General features: G+C 42.1%; 21 protein-coding genes. 18 read left to right on the forward strand and 3 right to left on the reverse strand.

Translation table 11 applies throughout. The features are described from left to right. Window positions 1-91 precede the first annotated feature (91 nt). The 3 genes from RQP52_RS06765 to RQP52_RS06775 all read left to right on the forward strand — a co-directional run bounded on the left by RQP52_RS06765 (window position 92) and on the right by RQP52_RS06775 (window position 1,940). Window positions 92-670, forward strand: coding sequence for a TetR/AcrR family transcriptional regulator (locus RQP52_RS06765; protein ID WP_315950266.1), 579 nt, complete (start codon window positions 92-94; stop codon window positions 668-670). 117 nt (window positions 671-787) lie between these two features. Continuing rightward, the gene (locus tag RQP52_RS06770) at window positions 788-1,606 is read left to right on the forward strand and encodes an SDR family NAD(P)-dependent oxidoreductase (RefSeq protein ID WP_315950267.1); all 819 of its coding nucleotides are present in this window, start codon (window positions 788-790) and stop codon (window positions 1,604-1,606) included. Window positions 1,607-1,733: 127 nt separating this feature from the next. Continuing rightward, window positions 1,734-1,940, forward strand: coding sequence for a hypothetical protein (locus RQP52_RS06775; protein ID WP_315950269.1), 207 nt, complete (start codon window positions 1,734-1,736; stop codon window positions 1,938-1,940). A 352-nt stretch (window positions 1,941-2,292) separates the two neighbouring features. Here the strand turns inward: RQP52_RS06775 and RQP52_RS36420 are convergent, their stop codons facing one another. Next, window positions 2,293-2,544 carry an NACHT C-terminal alpha/beta 1 domain-containing protein gene (locus tag RQP52_RS36420; RefSeq protein ID WP_379174349.1) on the reverse strand — a complete coding sequence of 84 codons (252 nt, stop codon included), beginning with the start codon at window positions 2,542-2,544 and terminating at the stop codon, window positions 2,293-2,295. Here RQP52_RS36420 and RQP52_RS06780 point away from each other — a divergent pair. The 8 genes from RQP52_RS06780 to RQP52_RS06815 all read left to right on the forward strand — a co-directional run bounded on the left by RQP52_RS06780 (window position 2,465) and on the right by RQP52_RS06815 (window position 10,797). Continuing rightward, a complete protein-coding gene (locus tag RQP52_RS06780) occupies window positions 2,465-3,370 on the forward strand; it encodes a helix-turn-helix transcriptional regulator (protein WP_326061387.1) in 906 nt (301 codons plus the stop codon). The genes RQP52_RS36420 and RQP52_RS06780 overlap by 80 nt on opposite strands. 427 nt (window positions 3,371-3,797) lie before the next feature. Next, window positions 3,798-5,231 carry a DHA2 family efflux MFS transporter permease subunit gene (locus tag RQP52_RS06785; protein WP_315950419.1) on the forward strand — a complete coding sequence of 478 codons (1,434 nt, stop codon included), beginning with the start codon at window positions 3,798-3,800 and terminating at the stop codon, window positions 5,229-5,231. A 496-nt stretch (window positions 5,232-5,727) separates the two neighbouring features. Then, window positions 5,728-7,086: an ABC transporter substrate-binding protein gene (locus tag RQP52_RS06790; protein WP_315950271.1), complete on the forward strand. Its 1,359-nt coding sequence runs from the start codon at window positions 5,728-5,730 to the stop codon at window positions 7,084-7,086. A 74-nt stretch (window positions 7,087-7,160) separates the two neighbouring features. Continuing rightward, a complete protein-coding gene (locus tag RQP52_RS06795; protein WP_315950272.1) occupies window positions 7,161-8,051 on the forward strand; it encodes a carbohydrate ABC transporter permease in 891 nt (296 codons plus the stop codon). A gap of 14 nt (window positions 8,052-8,065) precedes the next feature. After that, entirely contained in the window at window positions 8,066-8,893 is an 828-nt protein-coding gene (locus RQP52_RS06800; RefSeq protein ID WP_315950273.1) for a carbohydrate ABC transporter permease, read from the forward strand. Window positions 8,894-9,033: 140 nt separating this feature from the next. Next, window positions 9,034-9,645, forward strand: a complete 612-nt coding sequence (locus RQP52_RS06805; protein ID WP_315950274.1) for a class I SAM-dependent methyltransferase — start codon at window positions 9,034-9,036, stop codon at window positions 9,643-9,645. A gap of 29 nt (window positions 9,646-9,674) precedes the next feature. Continuing rightward, window positions 9,675-10,262 carry a histidine phosphatase family protein gene (locus RQP52_RS06810; RefSeq protein WP_315950275.1) on the forward strand — a complete coding sequence of 196 codons (588 nt, stop codon included), beginning with the start codon at window positions 9,675-9,677 and terminating at the stop codon, window positions 10,260-10,262. Window positions 10,263-10,266: 4 nt separating this feature from the next. Next, a complete protein-coding gene (locus tag RQP52_RS06815; RefSeq protein WP_315950277.1) occupies window positions 10,267-10,797 on the forward strand; it encodes a GNAT family N-acetyltransferase in 531 nt (176 codons plus the stop codon). 52 nt (window positions 10,798-10,849) lie between these two features. Here RQP52_RS06815 and RQP52_RS06820 read toward each other — a convergent pair whose 3' ends face one another. After that, window positions 10,850-11,011 (reverse strand): hypothetical protein, encoded by a 162-nt coding sequence (locus tag RQP52_RS06820; RefSeq protein ID WP_315950278.1) that lies wholly within the window; start codon window positions 11,009-11,011, stop codon window positions 10,850-10,852. Window positions 11,012-11,158: 147 nt separating this feature from the next. Next, window positions 11,159-11,491, reverse strand: a complete 333-nt coding sequence (locus RQP52_RS06825; protein WP_315950279.1) for a nuclear transport factor 2 family protein — start codon at window positions 11,489-11,491, stop codon at window positions 11,159-11,161. Window positions 11,492-11,665: 174 nt separating this feature from the next. Here RQP52_RS06825 and RQP52_RS06830 point away from each other — a divergent pair, with 174 nt between their 5' ends. The 7 genes from RQP52_RS06830 to RQP52_RS06860 all read left to right on the forward strand — a co-directional run bounded on the left by RQP52_RS06830 (window position 11,666) and on the right by RQP52_RS06860 (window position 18,751). Then, entirely contained in the window at window positions 11,666-12,139 is a 474-nt protein-coding gene (locus RQP52_RS06830) for an SRPBCC family protein (RefSeq protein WP_315950280.1), read from the forward strand. 161 nt (window positions 12,140-12,300) lie between these two features. Beyond that, window positions 12,301-12,726: a MarR family winged helix-turn-helix transcriptional regulator gene (locus RQP52_RS06835; protein ID WP_315950281.1), complete on the forward strand. Its 426-nt coding sequence runs from the start codon at window positions 12,301-12,303 to the stop codon at window positions 12,724-12,726. 72 nt (window positions 12,727-12,798) lie between these two features. Further along, window positions 12,799-13,143 carry a DoxX family protein gene (locus RQP52_RS06840; RefSeq protein WP_315950282.1) on the forward strand — a complete coding sequence of 115 codons (345 nt, stop codon included), beginning with the start codon at window positions 12,799-12,801 and terminating at the stop codon, window positions 13,141-13,143. Window positions 13,144-13,257: 114 nt separating this feature from the next. Then, a complete protein-coding gene (locus tag RQP52_RS06845) occupies window positions 13,258-14,223 on the forward strand; it encodes a right-handed parallel beta-helix repeat-containing protein (RefSeq protein ID WP_315950283.1) in 966 nt (321 codons plus the stop codon). Between the two features lie 189 nt (window positions 14,224-14,412). Then, window positions 14,413-15,957, forward strand: a complete 1,545-nt coding sequence (locus tag RQP52_RS06850; protein WP_315950284.1) for a response regulator — start codon at window positions 14,413-14,415, stop codon at window positions 15,955-15,957. After that, on the forward strand, window positions 15,954-17,681 hold the full coding sequence (locus RQP52_RS06855; RefSeq protein ID WP_315950285.1) for a sensor histidine kinase: 1,728 nt from the start codon (window positions 15,954-15,956) through the stop codon (window positions 17,679-17,681). The genes RQP52_RS06850 and RQP52_RS06855 overlap by 4 nt, the downstream gene beginning before the upstream one ends. 110 nt (window positions 17,682-17,791) lie before the next feature. Beyond that, window positions 17,792-18,751: an ABC transporter permease gene (locus tag RQP52_RS06860; protein WP_315950286.1), complete on the forward strand. Its 960-nt coding sequence runs from the start codon at window positions 17,792-17,794 to the stop codon at window positions 18,749-18,751. Window positions 18,752-18,754 lie beyond the last annotated feature (3 nt).

Raw genomic sequence — 18,754 nt, forward strand, 5'->3', positions numbered from 1 at the left:
TAACCGGAATATTAGAACGTTCGGTAAAAATTATTCTTTACCGAACGTTCTAAATGTGATATAACTATATTCAGAAGGGAGGTGATGTGAAATGCCTCGAGTCAAGGAATTTGATGTCGATGTGGCGTTGCTGAAAGCTGTGAAGTTATTCTGGGAACAAGGCTATGAGAAAACATCGATCAATGATCTGGTTGATCATTTAGGTATTCATCGCAGAAGCTTGTACGATACATTCGGCGACAAGCATCAACTGTTTCTACAAGCCATTGAACGTTACAATGAGTACTTGAACGGGCAATTTCAATCAGGCATCACCCGCGCCGATAGTGCTAAGCAAGCTATTCGTTTTTTGTTTGACTACATGATTGAAGGAAAAGACGACAAGCCGCCAGGTTGCCTGCTTGTCAATATGGCTGTAGAGGTTGCTCCTTGGGATCACGAAGTGGATGTCAAGACAGTACAAAGCTTCGATAAGGTGGAGAAGCTTCTCGCTGAACTGATTCAGCGGGGACAAGAAAGTGGTGAGTTCGCTTCGACTCGTAACGCAAGTGAGCTTGCTGAAGAAATGCATAACTCAATGCTAGGTTTGCGTGTACTAGCTCGAACCTCTACCGACAAAGAGAAGCTTCACCGCATAGCTGGTTCCGCTATGTCGTTGCTAGATAGTTAATTGGAGCCTTATTTTTTTGTAAATTCTAGAATGTTCATTCTTGATATTTCTAGGCTCTATCTAGCATTAGAGAAAAATCATTGACAAAATTAGATAGACAAAAAGGAGAAATAGATGATGAGTAAAGTATGGTTTATTACAGGAACTTCGACAGGATTCGGCCGCCATTTTGTGGAGCAGCTGCTTCAAGCTGGGGATAAAGTAGTCGCTACAGCGCGCAAACTTGAAGCTATTCAGGATTTTAAAGCATTAGCACCGGATCGTGTTCATCTTGTCGCTCTGGATGTCACCAAACCCGACCAAATTCAAGCCGCTGTTCAAGAAGCTGTTGCTGTATTTGGAAAAATCGATATTGTCGTGAATAATGCGGGCTACGGACTATTCGGTATGCTAGAGGAGTACACGGAAGAACAAATTCGGAAACAATTCGACGTTAATGTATTTGGTGTATTGGATGTCATTCGTGCGACACTTCCTGTATTCAAACGTCAGGGATCCGGACATTATATTAATTTCTCGTCTTTCTTCGGAGTTGTTTCCTTCCCGCCGTTCAGCCTATATGCCGCCTCCAAGTTTGCAGTAGAAGGATTCTCTGAAGCATTCGCGAAGGAATTTGCAAGCTTTGGCATCAAGACGACGATTGTCCAGCCGGCTGTTTTTGCCACTGAGTTTCTCGGACACTCCTTGGAGCAGACGGAGAAAAAGCCGGAGTATATCCCGTACTACGAAGCGTATGAAAAAAACTTATCAAACATCAAAATTGGCGATCCGGCCAAAGCGGTCCAATATATTATTTCCGTCATCAATGAAGGAAATGCGCCGCTGCGGCTTCCGGTTGGGTCCCAATCTGCTTATTCCATTCGTGATGCTTACAACAAACGGTTGGAAGAACTCAACGCGTGGTATGATCGGTCAGCTGAAGCAGACTCGAATTAATATATATAGAAGAAGGCAGTTCGCTGGTTATAGCGGACTGCCTTTTTGGCTTTCATGGTCTTGACCCTAACACTTATGGTAGGGTATAGAATGGAAGTATCTTTTACATTAAGGAAGAGGTGCGATAATGGATATTACGCCGCAAGAAGAAGAGATGATAAAAGCTCTGCGTGAGGCTTCACTGCCTCCTTTGTATGTGCTTATACGAATAAGAAATGATATTTTAAATGACACTGTAAACATTGAAGAGAGCCGAAGAAGTGACGTAAAAAAAGCCTTAGAAAAATACATCAGCCCGTTATGGGCAGACTACAATCAAGCTAGGAATGAGTGATCGGAGTAAGTTTCTCTTAACCTTATTGATGAGCTAGGCCGTACTAATTCCCGTTATAGTTTAAGGAATGGTGATGGGGATGTGGGTGAGGTGTTGTCGAGACAGCTAAGCAGCGAATTCGAAGGCATACGTTGTATTTTATACAACATAACAGTGTGGTTTGACCGCGGAGGCATTCATTCGTTGCACAATATACAACCATTTGTTGCGAAAAGTCGTGATGGAAGCGTTTTAATGCAAGATTCGTTGTATAAAGTACAATAAAAAGCTGATCAGAAGCCAAATTTCAGCTAAATGGTTGCAAGAAGTACAACGTAGAATACGGTTACAGTCGCAACTTCGTTATGTGATTCTATAGTGGTAGGTGTTGAGTAATAAATGGGTTGATGTGATGAGGTGAAGAAGAGGCGTCTGGGTAGTAGAGTCGAAGGCTAATGCAGTTTTTCGCTGTTCCCCTTGAACCAATTGGGCAATTATGGTGTAATATATACAAACATATGTTCTTGAGTTTAAAGGGTGATGAGATGAAGTTAGAACGATTAATTTCGATTACGTATGCGCTTTTGAATAATGAAGTGATTTCCGCTTCAGAGCTTGCGAACAAGTATCAGGTCTCTCAACGAACCATTTATCGAGATATAGAGGCTATTTGTGCGGCTGGAATCCCTGTCGTATCTTATCAGGGCGTCAACGGCGGATATGGAATTATTAAAGAGTATAAAATGGAGAAAACTTTATTGCATGACAACGACATTGAGTCCTTAATCACGCTACTTCACAGTACGGCGACGGTGTTCAAAGATGAGGGAGCAACGGAGACGATCCATAGGCTTCAAACCATTCAAAAGGATAAAATGCCGAGCTTAACCATGGATTTAGGAAGCTGGCGAGCCAACAACGAAACGTTACATACGCTTCGTGCCGCGATAACGACGCGGCAAGTCATTCGATTCGAATATATGAATTCTAAGAATGAGAGAGCTCATAGGATCGTTGAGCCAGTTAGTTTGCTATTTAAATATTATTCTTGGTATTTGCATGGGTATTGTAGAGTTCGTAAGGATTATCGCGTATTTAAACTTACAAGAATGATAGATTTGGTCACCTTGCCTGAGATCTATCCGTGCATTCATTCAGCCTTTCTACAAGATCTCTCTTTGGATTATCGAAAAGATGAAATCGTGGGAGCTGTTCTACATTTCTCTGGGAGATCATTGGCACATGCTTTAGATTGTTTCTATGCGGAAGATAAATATTTTAATGAAGATGGCACGCTTACAATTACCATTATCAATCCTTCAGAAGTTGAATGGTTAGTTGAAATGATATTAAGTTTTGGTGAAGATGTGGAGGTTCTTGAACCCCTGTCGTTAAGGCAACTGCTCAAAGTAAAAATAGAAAAAATGTTAAATCGGTACCCACAAGTATGACAGACTGTTGTCATAGTTGTTTTCGTATAATGAGCTTAAAGCGAAGGGAAGTCATCCTAATAAGGAATTGGAGGTGTGCGCCTTGCATCATGATCCTTATTTTTTTGAGGAAACGATGAATGAGCATAGACAGGAGATTAAAGCAATTGAAAACAATGCCTGGAAGTGGACGCCGCGATCTAGTGCGAAACAAGTCAAACAATCAAAAAAACTGACCATGTTGTCCAGTCTTCTAACCCTAATTGGACTAAAATGATGAACGGAACCTCCCTGTGTCATTTGGAGGTGTTTTCTTTTTCTGGAAAGGAGAATATCATTTAATTTATTTTTGCACTTGTATAATTCGACAGACTGTTGTATTTTTAAGCGGACTATAAAGATAGAGAACTATTCAATTAGTTTTCAGGAGAGGGAAGTGAAGAAACAAATGAAGCAATATAATACTAAGGCTATTATGGCGTCGCTGCTGATCTGCGGTTTCGTAGGCATGTTCAGTGAGACGGCACTCAATATAGCTATTAGTAATTTGATGGATGTGTTCCAGATTTCAGCTGCCACTGCCCAGTGGTTAACGACAGGGTTTTTGCTGACTCTCGGAATTCTGATGCCGATGACTGGTTTACTGCTGCAATGGTTTACAACAAGGCAGCTTTTTATTGTGTCGCTCTCAAGCTCGATCGTTGGAACATTGATTGCAGCTCTGGCAGTCAATTTTGAAATGTTGATGGTCGCTCGTGTTCTTCAGGCAGCAGGAATGGGGTTATTAATTCCACTCATGTTTAATACAATTCTAGTCGTTTATCCTCCGGAGAAGCGCGGAGCAGCGATGGGTTTCGTTGGTCTAGTCATCATGTTCGCACCGGCAACCGGCCCAACTGTGGCGGGACTTTTAATCGAATATTTAACTTGGCACTATATCTTTTGGTTATCTCTTCCATTTTTGATTATTGGACTCTTGATCGGTTTGAGAAACCTGGAAAACGTCACCGAGGTTACAAAACCGCGTATTGATATACTATCGATTATTTTATCATCCATAGGTTTCGGCGGCGTTGTGTTTGGCTTCAGTAAAGCAGGCGAAGGAGAGGGCGGCTGGACTAGCGCAATCGTCCTTACATCGATCATAATCGGTCTAATCTCTCTTTTATTGTTTGCACTTCGTCAGATCTCAATGCGCGAGCCAATGATGAACTTGCGCGTTTTCAAATACCCAATGTTTATCATCGGACTGCTTCTTGTGTTGTCCTGTATGATGATTATTTTATCGACTATGATCATTTTGCCGATGTATCTACAAAATGGCATGAAACTATCTGCCTTTACGACAGGGCTCATGCTGCTTCCGGGTAGCGCGTTGAATGGTATTTTGTCTCCACGTATGGGGCGCTTATTCGATAAGTATGGACCTAAATGGCTTGTAATCCCTGGTCTTGCCATAGTAGCTGTGATGTTATGGTTTTTCTCCAGTATCACGGTTGCCTCTTCCGTAGCGTTTATCGTCGTCTTGCACATCGGACTCATGATTGGGATCTCCATGGTGTGGATGCCGGCTCAGACGAACGGACTTAACCAACTTCCGCCGGAACTTTATCCGCACGGAACAGCGGTGATGAACACGCTGCAACAGGTTGCAGGGGCGATCGGTACAGCAATTGCAATCAGTATCCTGACTAGCGGTATGGAGAAGTATCTAGATAGCTCTTCCAAACCAAGTGAACCCATCGAGGCTGCAAAAGCCATGATGCTTGGTTCCCAGAACGTGTTCATTTTCGCTATGATTGTGACACTTATCGGGTTAGCCGTAGCCTTCTTCATCCGCCGTGTCATTGTGAAGCACGCGACGATGAATGCTATGCATTAAGAATAGTAAGAAGCTCGCTCAGGCGGGCTTCTTTTTTTTGTTTCACAAATAATCTTCCATAGACCTATGTTGAATTATTATCCGTCGTAAAAATAAACAAAGCCATACTTGGCGGGTGAAAGACGACTTTTATCTGAAAGGGAGCCAGCTTCTCGCGTTGACGAGAGAGAGTTCCGCTCGATCGCTAAACTGCACATATAAAAAGACCGCCTCGCCGATAGGGGAACGGCAATGCGGCAAGGGGGAGGGTCTACGTTTACCAATATATTCTTGGATCGATCATATGTCGTAAGTATTTTGCCTAATTTGGCCCCGTCAAAAAAAAGTAAGTTATAAACAAGGAGTAAAGACCGTTCATCTGAAAATTGTCCGCCAGAAAACGGGCTTTTTGTACGTTATAAGGCGTAATCGTACCTTATCGTGTAATCATTTTTCCCCTACAATCAGTCATGTAAGCGCTACAATTATCTTGACTTTATTACTGGGGGTATTCGAAATGAGGGACTGGACGAAATTGAGCAGCATCGGACTCGCATCAATCATGGCTGTTTCACTTACAGCGTGTGGAACGGAAACGAAAAATGATGCGGGCTCAAAAGCAACGCCAGCAACATCGACATCACCTGCCGCGGCAACTCCTGCTGCTACGGCTGCGACAACAGCTTCAACACCAGCAAATGCTCCTGTTAAGATTAGCATCTATACCAATCATTTCGACGATGACACATCGAAGCCTTATGATTACGCGGTTGCGGAGCTAAAAAAAGAAATGCCCAACATTGAAGTTACGCTAGTCCCTGGTCTGCAAGATAATGGTCAGAAAATCAAAACGCAAATGGCAACCGGAGATTTGCCTGATATTATTGACACGAATTGGGATATCATGCAGATCGGAAGCAAGTCGAACAATATTCTGACCCTAGATGATGCTCCGGAAACGGCACAATTCAAGAAAGATCTGAACAAAGGCAACGAAGCAAAACTAATTGCACCAGATGGCCATGTGTATGGCTATCCGTATGCCGGCACTGAATTTATTATTTTGTACTATAATAAAAAGCTTTTTGCTGAAGCAGGCATAGAGGCGCCGATCAAAACGATCGATCAATTGAAGGATGCCGCTAAAAAATTCAATGCGAAGGGAATTATTCCACTCGCGATCTTCTCCAAAGAGAAATGGATTGGCAATGCCTTGTTGCAAGGCTTCATGACTCGCGAGGAGCCGAAAGGCTACGGAGCCCTCAACGGCGCGGCTGAAACGCCGGAAGCTCTGAAACTAGCCGCCAAGCAAGTAGAGGAGCTGCAAAAGGCAGGCTTATTTGCTAAAAATGCGACGCAGACGAACTATGATCAAGCTTCTTCACTTTTTTATCAAGGCAAGGCAGCTATGTTCGTTAATGGTCAATGGGAAATTCCTAGCTCACAAAAAAATCTCGGAGACAATGTAGAGTTCATGAATTTCCCAGCGAAAGATGAAGCCACTTACGAAAAGGCCAAGTTTGCCATGAATGGGGCAGGGGGACCAGGAGGCTTCGCCGTTTCCGCCAAAACAAAAAACAAAGAAGCCGCAATTAAAGTAGCGGCATTCATGGCGCGTAAATATGCAGAGTACAAGTATACGCAAGTGGGTACACCGATTGTCTCCATCAAGGTGGATAAGCCGATCACGGCGCAAGTGCCTGCAATGCTGTCTCGTCTTGGTAAAGAAGTGATCCCCAATATCACGAGCTTCGCAACCGTACAGAATGATACAAATGTGAATCTTAGCATTGACGACAACTCGCAGAACTTAATTGTAGCAGGATTTACAGCGGATCAGTTTGTTACGAATCTCAATAAATCGCTGAAGAAATAAATCCTTTCAGTACCTGATGACTCACATCGACCTGTAAGTCGGTGTGAGTTTTTTTCAAGAAAGGGAGCATAGAGATGAAACAATACTTAGGAAATAAATGGGCTATTCTCATTTTTTTAACCCCGGCTATTGTGCTTTATAGTGTCATTGTGTTTTATCCCATTCTTCAGACCGTTTATCGCAGTTTTTTTGAATGGGATGGGCTTAGCGAAGCCACTTTTATTGGCATCCGAAATTACATCGACCTTAGTCAAGATTATTTATTGACGACATCGCTGCGAAACGGGCTTTTGTTCGCCCTGGTGCTAGTCATTTTCCAAATCGGTCTAGGTACGTTGTTGGCGCTAATTTGCTCGGATCCCACGGTGAAGGGACGAAAAATCCTGAAAACCGCATACTTCATTCCTGTAGTACTGTCGGTCACGGTCGTGTGTCAACTTTGGCTTTCTATGTATGACCCGGTTAACGGAATCATCAATAAGTTGTTTCAAGCACTTGGGATCGCTTATCGTCAAGACTGGTTGAACTCACCGAGCGTCTCCATTATTGCAATTGCCTTCGTTAATGCTTGGCAGTATATGGGGTTTCAGTTTGCCTTGCTATATGCCGGCGCGAAATCCGTTCCAGAACATTATACAGAGGCTGCTCGAATTGATGGCGCAGGCAAATGGAGGGCGCATTGGCACATCACGCTCCCATTAATGAAAGAGACGTTCAAGTTTTGCTTTATTATTGCCATTACAGCTGGGATAGGGGCTTATGTGCAAATGGCTATTATGACAAATGGCGGACCAGGAACGACAAACTATACGATAACGTTCATGATCATTCGGAATGCATTTTCGGGCAATCAATATGGGTATGCGTGTGCCATTTCGGTTTTGTTGATTGTGATTAGCCTAATCGCCACCATAATCATCAATAAAGTGTTTGATAGCAGAGAAACCGGATTGGAACAAGGGTAAAGGAGAGTCATAGTATGAACAAAATCGTTGGAGTCGTCCTGCAGTCCTTTTTATGGGCCTATTTCGTTATTTCCGTCTATCCGTTAATTTGGATGGTTTCCTATTCGTTGAAAAACAATGATGAAATCTTCGTAACCAATCCTTTCGGACTACCAACGCACTTTAGATACGAAAATTATGTGAATGCCTGGAATAAATTCAGTGTCCCGACTTATATCACCAATAGCATGATTGTTTCAACGATAACAACGATAGGTGTTGTCTTGTTCGCCGTCATGTTTGCCTATGCCATTGCCAGGCTTCGATGGAAATTTCGGGAAACGGTACGGATATACATGATTATAGGGATGTTTATTCCGATTCAAGTCATTATCATTCCTTTGGCGATTATCGTGAAAGATTTTCACTTGACGAATACTTACGGCGCTCTACTGATCCCTTACATAGCGTTTGGGCTCCCTTTTGCATCGATGGTCTTTTACGGTTTCCTGCGTGGAATCCCACAAGAGTTGGAAGAATCGGCTTGTATGGATGGCGCTTCAATATACCTCGCATTTTTTCGTATCATGCTGCCGATTCTCACTCCAGCCGTCGCCACCATTGTTATTCTACAGTTTATGGGAACGTGGAATGAATTCTTTTTGGCATCGATTTTAATAACAAAAGAGGAATTAATGACCTTGCCGATTGGACTCATCTATTTTCAAGGTCTTCATGCGACCGACTGGGGTGGAATGGGGGCTGTCATGACGATCGCCAGCTTGCCGATGGTCGTGTTATATTTAATTTTCACCGAACAAGTGGAAAACGCATTGACGGTCAGTTCTGCTGTGAAGGGATGAACGGACGAAATATTAGGCTGCTGAGCGATAGCTCGGCGGCTTTTTGCAATAACTGGTAGAAATTAGGGAAGAATAATGAAACTTTATTAGATTTAAAGTGTCTAAACAAAGAGATTTGAGGAAGGGAGCGAAGAAAGCGAATGGAGATATATTGGAATCATAATACAGCATTTCATGAAGAGTTGGTGGACAACGCCAAGCTTCGTGGCGGCAGAGTACTCGACATCGGATGTGGAGACGGACTATTGCTTCAACGCCTCGCGCCCTTCGCTGGGCAGGTTGTCGGCATTGACCCCGATTCGCAAGCCATTGAACGTGCACGGACGCGGCTTGCTGCAGTATCAAATGTGACACTCGTAAACGGTGACTTCCTCACCATGCCAATCCCTTCTCATAAAGAACGCTTTTCTACTGTCATTTGTGTCGCGACTTTGCACCATATGGATTTAAGAAGCGCATTGTTAAAAATGAAACAAGTACTCGCACCTGGTGGCCGGCTTCTCATCATTGGGCTTGCGGCGGATAAGTCAATGTTGGATTTTATCCTCTCGGGACTGCTGCTTCTCCCAATCCGTATCATGGACCGAGCCCATGGCGGGATGCGAGATCCAAATGTGCGGATTGCAGAACCTAAAGAATCAATTACGGAGATTCGTCGAACAGTCCACGAGATACTTCCAGGGGCAATTGTCCGGCGCCGCTTTTATTACCGTTATTTAATTTCATGGGATAAACCGACGGACATTCATTAAAAAATTTGTTAGAGAGGTTATGGTTATATATGGCTACGCACATTTATTTTGTTCGTCATGGTATCGCACCCTTTTCACTTGAACTTGAACGAGCAGGAGGAGCAAGCCTGTCAGAACAAGGAAAAGCAGATGCCAAAAGAGTGGCAGAGTTGTTAGGCAACGAGAAGATAGACGCTATCATTTCTAGTTCCTATCATCGAGCAAAAGAAACGGTAACTCCATTAGCAGAGCTGCTAAAGAAAGAAATTATCCAGTATGATGAACTCATTGAAAGACCTATTGCGAGCCTAACTTATCCAATACCAGATGAACAGCTACTACTTGGAATTGAAAAATCGTTCACAGACATTGATTTTTGCATGCCTGAGGGAGAGACAACAAGGCAAGCTCAAGAACGAGCGATACCTATTATAATGAAATTACTGTCTGACTATCAAGGTAAGAAAATTGTTATTGGGACACATGGGAATATTATGACCATCATATTAAAGTATTTTGATTCAAATTATGGGTTTGAATTTTGGAAACAAACAAGCAAACCTGATATCTACAAACTTGAATTCAATGAAAAGGAATTAAGAAGTGTTGCGAGGTTATGGACATCAAACAAGAGGTGAAGAAATGCAAAATTCGATTAGGTTGGTAAAACCTTCGGCTGAGTATAAGGAAGAATATATGTCGTTTTATGAGGATTGGATAGCGAGTGGTGAAGATATTGTTCCTTGGACTGTAGAGAAGGAGCCTTATGATTTCACCGTCATGCTGAATTTCTTATACTCACAAGATTCAGAAGAGAAGATAACGGACGGAAGTTTTGTGCCGCACTCCACCTACTGGCTATTAGACGATGATTCTGGAATGATTATTGGCGCCGCAAATGTTAGGCATAGACTTAATGAAAAACTGCTTAATTGCGGTGGACATATCGGATATGGCATACGGCCGTCAGCAAGAAGAAAAGGATATGCCACTCAGCTCTTGGCCTTAACGTTAGAACGGATGAAAGAGATGGGAGTGAACAACGTCCTCCTTGTTTGTGATAAGGGAAACTTGGCCTCTGAAAGAACTATTCTAAAAAATGGTGGTAAGTTTGAATCAGAATATATAGAGGATCATGGAAATGTGGTTAGACGTTTTTGGATCCAGATATGAAAAAGAGGCTGCCGGAACCAACGGCAGTCTCTTTCTTTAACGAGCAGACGTATTAAGATTTCTTTATCGTATAAAAACCATACTGTTCGATTTCATCTAAAGCTTTACGTCCAAAAGACTCAATGAGTTCATCAGCTCGGATTTTCGTTCCACCAAGTGTAAGCCCGTCCCAACGTACAACTCTACCGTCTTTAACCAAGAAATAATCATCCATTTTGTTGCCTCCCAAATGACATTTTGGAAATCTGTGTGTTAACATGCGCAGAGTTCATCTGCCTATACGTATTTTACCATTATTTTGTTTTCCACGCATCTTGAAAAGCAGGGCCTGCAGGTCCTGTGGAGATATCGGAACAGCAGCTTAATTCCTAAGAAACCAAACCTTAATAATCATATCATCCTTTATTTCGTACATAGCCACAGCTTCCAAAATGGCGCCTTCTAATCTACCGGTTATTTGCTCATGGTCGATGACATATTTGCCATGATGGATTCTTTTATCCACCGTTGCAAACATGTTGGGGAAGGTCTCAAACAATTTTTCATAACGCGCTCTCATAGCAACCTGACCTTCCATAGTAAGGGTGTCAGGAAAATCATAGATTTTCACATCTTCACTATAACAGCTCATAAACAAATCAATATTTTTATCGTTGTATGCCTGTAATTGTCTTTCTACAACCGAGTTTTCCATGTGCTTTCCTCCAAAAAAATAATATCGTGGCAGAAGTATAGTATAAACAAATTAGCCGCATTGTAGAAGAGTAACAACATACATATTCAATGGATGTCTTCACTGGTATTTGTTATGATTTAACTACTTAGTGAGTTAGATTACATCAAGCTGAATATTTGGGAGGATTGGGACATGAGCCACAACAATGAAACAAACATCGCCGCGGCGCAAGTAGGAGAATGCGAGATTGTGATCACCCGTGTATTTAATGCTCCGCGTGAACTAGTGTTTGATGCTTGGACGAACGAAGAGCAGTTGTCGAAATGGTGGGGGCCGAGAGGTTTTTCGTCTACTTTTCAGAAATTCGAAATGAGACCAGGAGGTACATGGGAGTTTATCATGCATGGTCCTGATGGCGTTAATTTTCCTAATACGAATGAGATCCTCGTAGTCGATAAACCAGAACGTATTGTGCTTAAACACGCTGTGTTTCCTCATTTTACCGCAACAGCCGTTTTTGAAGACTTGGATGGGAAGACCAAACTTACATATAGCTCGGTTTTTGAAGAAACAGTAGCTACCTTTGACAAGGTGAAGGTTTACGCCGCTCCAGGAGCTGAACAGACCATGGACCGCCTTGGGGAGCATTTGGCAAGTTTGATTTAACGTAAGGCAATATTAACCAGCGGCAGTAGGATAAAATTCAATTATGCCGCTGGATTCATCATAAATTTCTCTGCTCAACGGTCCATTTGACAAACAAACGTTTTTAAGTTATTTTATATGCTATAGCATATATTAATTTGATAAAGAAGGGAGCGCATAAGATGGAGCTGAGTAATCTCACTGGATTTCTTGTTCATCGAACTGATGTTAAGATGACTAATTTTTTCACAAAAATACTTAAACAATATGAAGTAACTCCGGAACAATGGGGAATCCTCCTTGTACTTGATACAGAAAGAGCGACGAGCCAGAAAGAGCTTGCTGAAGCCATCGATCGAGATCAAACTACCGTTGTGAGGATGATTTATTCACTGGAGAAGAAAGAAATCGTAAGAAGAATTCAGAATGAAGCGGATAAACGCTCCCACAACTTGTTCCTTAGCGATAAAGGAATGAGTCTCAAAACCAAGCTTATGCCGATTGTAAAGGCCGCTCACGATCATGTAACCAAATATCTGAGTGACGATGAAATTCAACAGTTGCATGAGATTCTAAGCAAACTATATGCAACCGTAAAAGATGAATGAGTGCCTTGGCACCTCAAATATATGCTATAGCATATAAAATTAATCATTTTAAAATGAAAGAGTGTGAAAACAATGATAATAGCTATTATTTTACAAGTTATTTTGGGTATTTTCTTCATGATAACAGGAACGAGAATCATCTCAGGTAAAATGGCAAAGGAATTCAGCCGATTTGGCCTGCCTTCCATTTTTAATTTCTTAACAGGTTTCCTTGAAATCATAGGCTCAATTGGTATGATCGTAGGGATATGGTATCCCCTCGTTGCCCTGTTAGCCGGTTTGCTTCTAGGAGCGACAATGCTGGCCGCAGCCTTTACTCTGCTTGTGATTGCACGCGATCCATTTACCAAATCGTTCGCTGCCATAATCCTATGTCTGCTGTCATTTGGAATTGCTTTATATCATTTAAACCTCTGAAAGTGAAGCTGTATAAAAATACTAAAATGACTGGTCAATTGTTCCTTTCTAATCAACATCGTTTTGAATTTACTATAGAACAGATAGTGAATTCTTATCGATTGAGGTGATAGAATGGCGCTCATTGAGGTATTTCCCAACAGTCCGACGGCCATTCAAGATGCGGTTACGATGTCGAATGAAGGTGACGTCATATTGGTACATAGAGGCGTGTACCATGAAAGTGTACAGGTATCAAGTGTTAAAAACAACATTCGCATCATATCGAAGCATAAACATGCTGCGATTTTAGATGGAAGGTGCATGGAGCTTGAAGCATTTGAGTTAAATGGAGTAGCCGGTGTCGAAATCTACGGTTTTAAAATTAAAAACTATCTTTCACGCGGCATTCAGCTTATTAACGCAAAATCGAACCATATTCTTAGTAATAAAATTTACCATATAACTGGTGGCGTTGATCCGATTGGTATTTTTGTGAATAATTCCGTGGGCAATCTATTCATGAAGAATGTAGTCGAGCGAATTGGAATCGCAGAATCAGGATCGGGGATTTATCTTCAAACGGTCACAGGCAACTGGGTGATTAAAAATAAGCTGAAACACAATTCAGCCCAAGGCATCGAGGTCCTTGATGGTAGTCATAATGCGATTATTGGTAATCAGATCTCCCATAATAAAGGCGACGGGATTCTGGTGAATCGGGTAGATAACAACCTTATTTATGATAATAAGATAACTGACAATGGGAATAACGGGGTGAACGCGCAGAGCATGAATACAATGGTCTTGGATAGTAAAATAAAAGGGAATCGCGAAAACGGCTTATTCATCGCTTTGAATTATAACTTTGCCGGGTTCAATGAGATCAAAGATAATAAGCAAAGCGGAATTCAAGTTTCATCTGATTTTAATGATATTCAGAATAATAAGATTGAAAAAAATGAAGATAACGGCGTTTTTATACACCATCCACAAACTGCAAATTTTGTATTCGAAAATCAATTTAAGCGCAATAACCCACATAACATTAAAGATCAAGGAGAAAACAATACGATTATCCAGAACACGATCAAGGAATAAGTATTCTCTCGGATCATGGATCATGGAGCAAGTAGGTTGGCGCAGAGTTACACGCGGCAGCCTGTTTCGTATGTTATGAATCATAAAAAAACACAAACGCATAAAAGTTATCACATGGCGTGTATGTCTCAATCCATGTATCATCTAAGTAACCGTTAATGGGTAAATCTGGATGCGGATGGTGGTTGGATGTACAAAGCATTGGTTGTTGACGACGAAAAAATTGAACGCGAAGGCATTAAGTTTTTAATAGAAACGTTAGGACTGTCTTTACAAACTGCAGAAGCGGAAAATGGTGTCAAAGCATGGGAGTACTTGCAAGCCAACGAAGTGGACATCCTGTTCACAGATATCCGCATGCCTTTTATGGATGGTCTGGCGCTTGCAACTAAGGCCAAGAAACTAAATCCCAAACTTAAAGTTATTATTGTAAGCGCATTCGGGGATTTCGAGTATGCCAAACAAGCTATTCAAATTCATGTTGTTCACTATTTGCTCAAGCCCGTTGAGGTATCTGAGTTTCTAGAGGTTGTGACGCAGGTTGTCCACTTATGCGATGAAGATCGGGAGCAAAGGGAAAGAACGCTTAAGCTTCAGCAGGTGTACGAAATAGGAAGCCGTTACGTACAGGAGCAAACGCTGCTTAACTTATTGCAAGGTAGCGCGTCTACGCGCAATGGGATAGCGGGTGAGAGTGTATTCGATTGGCTAGATGAAAATACAAGATATCGTATGGTTCTATTGGATATGCAAAGGAAGTTTTTTGATTCAGTTGATCATGGATTCGAATCCGAAGTGAAATCAAAGCTTCCTTGGGAATGTTTGTATGTAAATCTGAATGAATATCAGAGTTTGCTGTTCTTACATATTGAAGATAGTTGGGATAATAACACGAGCTTAGAGCCGAATGGCCAACAACTGCAAGAGTTCCTGCTTGCAAAGTATTCTGCTGATCATGTGCTTATCTTCAGTAAAGTACTTAACGGCTTCCAGTTGCTTTCAGCCGAATTTCAGGAGATGGAAAAAGTGTTGGAACACAAGTTTTTCCTGCCTGCAACAGCCATGATGTTTACCGAACAAACCTGCGCTCCACGGCAGGAGGAACCTGCGGATATTGACGGTTTACTCGAAAAGATCTCAACTTACATCAACTATGGCGAATCTCATTTGATTCGAACTGGAATCGAACGAATGTTCGAGTCTCTTCGAAATAGCAATAGACTTTCCACCATTTATGTGAAATACATTTGCACGGAAATTGCAAAGAAATATGTCCAAACGTATAAACGTGAACACCATGCTTGCTTTCAAAGGTTTGTCGAGCAAATCTATACGACACAAAACCTGGTCCAACTGAAAGATTTGATGATCGAACTGATTGAAAAGCGGGAGAAAACGTCTACGGAGTCCCCCAGAAAGGTGATCGGAGAGGTGCTAAAGCTCATTCACCGCGATTATGGGCAGGATATCGGCTTGGATTCTTTGGCGGAGAAGGCTTATTTATCCCCGAGTTATTTAAGCCACCTGTTCAAGAAAGAAACCGGTGCCAGTCTTGTGAAATATATAACCTGCTACAGGTTGGACAAAGCGGGTGAATTGCTTCGGAGTACCACTAAGAAAATTTCCGATATCTCGCAGGAGGTAGGCTATACAAACTTCGCTTATTTCTGTTCCATATTCAAAAATTATTACGGGAAAACTCCGGCCAAGTACCGGGAAGGGGACTCCGCATGAGTCACTGGCTGGACGTGTTTAAGAATATGCGCTTCAAACAAAAGCTGATCCTGTCGTACCTGGTTGTTAGCTTAATTCCTCTAGCACTGCTAGGCGCTTATTCGTACAATCAATCCAAGCTATTTCTCCAGAAACAAGCGATCCAAGGCTTGCAGAATACGGTTGGTACGTTAGCTAGAGGGATGAACGATAAGACGGAACAGGTTGAGCGGACAGTGGATTCCGTCGTCATGAATACAGGTCTGCAGCGTATTTTTGCTACGAACTATACAAGCCTTACAACTCTTTCCGAGGATCTAAGAAACTATGTGAGCCCCTATTTTAGCATGATCAGAAATTTGAATACGGACATCCTGCAGCTCACCGTCTATACATCTGGCAAAATGCCCGAATATGGTGAGTTTATTCTTTCGTTGGACCGGATTAAGGAGGTAAGTCCGTGGTATAAGGACATAGCCGAACAAAAGAAAACAGGTTGGTATCTTGAAGGATCTGAACTGGCCGTATTCAGACCGTTCCCAACGATTCTGTACAATCAGATGACCGGAATCCTGTATATGAAGCTGAATAAGGAGCGCTTTTTTGATTCGCTTACTACGATGACAACGGCACAGTCCGCACACGATGGACTATTTATCTCTGACATAAATAATCATATTGTCTATTCCAACAACGATGAAGCTGTGGAGATCCAACAACAAATGCTGAAGGTTCCAGTAAACGCCAAGGATATGGTAGAAATCGATGGCCTTCGTTATATCCTGATTCAGGAGCCTCTTCGCCAAGCCAATTGGACGCTTCATTATTACATACCGGAACAGGACATAGCCATGGATGCGACCAGCATTGTCAAAGCAACGATTGCACTCATTATGACGTGTATGATCATATTGGTTGCCCTTATATCCATATTTTCTCATACCATGATCAAGCGTATTTATCACTTAAATAAATGGATGAAGCAAGTGCAATTCGGAAATTTGCAAATGGATATTCGAAGCGACAGCCGGGATGAAATAGGGGAATTAACGAATCGTTTCGGTATCATGCTGCGCCGGATCAATGAGCTGGTGACAGAAGTTTACCAGAACAAACTTATTCAGAAAGAAGCGGAGTTTAAAGCCCTTCAGGCCCAAATAAATCCCCATTTTTTATATAACACGTTGTCCGTCATTAACTGGAAATCATTGAAGATCGGGGCTACGGATATAAGCCATGTTGTCACGATGTTATCCCGCTTCTATCGGACTGCTTTAAACCGTGGTGAAAGTATGACCTCTGTGAAGGATGAACTGCAGAACACTCAGTCGTTTGTGGAAATTCAGCTAGTGATGCACGATTACAGCTTCGAAGTCAGCTACCAAATTGAAGAAGATGTCTATCAGTACGATACGGTGAATCTATCCATTCAGCCGCTTGTCGAGAATGCAATCGTGCATGGGATCGACCAAAAGGAAGAAGGCGGAGGCAAGCTGATAATTAAGGCTCTTGCTAACCAGGACACGATTGACATTCATGTAACGGACAACGGGCCTGGTATTGATAAACAACGACTTGGTGAGATTCTGATTAAACAGTCCAAGGGATATGGATTAAAAAATGTGAACGAGCGCATTAAACTCGTGTTCGGGAAAGAATACGGCATTGAAGTGATCAGTGAAATTGGGCAAGGAACGACGATGATCATGACGATTCCGAAATATAAAAACACGAAATCACAATAAATCAATAATTTTCTAAAAAATGAGATAAATCAATGAAATCATCGCTGTGCTATATTAAATAACAAGTGAATGCGCATTCATTTCAAATTGATGGGAAAGGAGAGGGTTTTTTGCAGGAATCCATTGCGGCAAACCCAAGAGTTGAAACCGTTTCCAGAGCGAAAAGCGAATTCAGACGAAAATTGAAAAGCTATCGCGTTCTTTACTTTATGCTGCTTCCAGGTTTGCTATATTTTCTTATTTTCCACTACATCCCGATCTATGGCGTTGTGCTGGCTTTTAAAAACTTCAAAATTATGCAGGGCATTATGGCGAGCCCATGGGTGGGGTTTGATCATTTTGAAAAAGTTTTTGCAGATCCGAATTTTTATCGCGTCCTCAATAATACCCTGATCATCAGTTTGTATAAAATCGTATTTGCTTTCCCAATTCCGATTATTTTCGCCCTCTTATTAAGTGAAATCACGAGAGAACGGTTTAAAAAACTCGTTCAGACGATTTCCTATTTACCTCATTTCATGTCTTGGGTCATTTTGGCAGGGATATTCATTAGCATCTTCTCGCTGAACGGTCCTGTCAATGCGATTGTCAAACTATTCGGTGGCGATCCGGTTTTATTCATGGCAGACGATCGTTACTTCCGTACTATCCTGGTCCTAACGGACATTTACCAAGGATTCGGTTGGGGTTCCATTGTTTATTTTGCAGCGATAGCCGGGATCGACCCACAGCTTCAGGAAGCAGCCATTATGGATGGTGCCAGCCGTTTCAAAAGAATCATTTACATTACGCTTCCTATGCTGTTACCCGTTATCTCCATTATGCTTATCCTTCGTATGGCTCATGTGCTTGATGCCGGCTTTGACCAAATTTTCAATATGTATAACCCCAAAGTGTACGGAGTTTCAGACATTCTCGATACTTTCGTATATAGAAAGGGTTTACTGGAAACGAACTATAGCTATGCGACAGCGGTTGGGCTCTTTAAATCCGTCGTGGCCCTTGTGCTAATCGTGCTTGTCAATAAAGCCGTTCACATGATGGGAGGAAAGGACCATACCCTTTGGTAAGGC

The organism is Paenibacillus violae (assembly GCF_032461945.1).
GTDB classification, from domain to species: Bacteria; Bacillota; Bacilli; order Paenibacillales; family NBRC-103111; genus Paenibacillus_E; species Paenibacillus_E violae.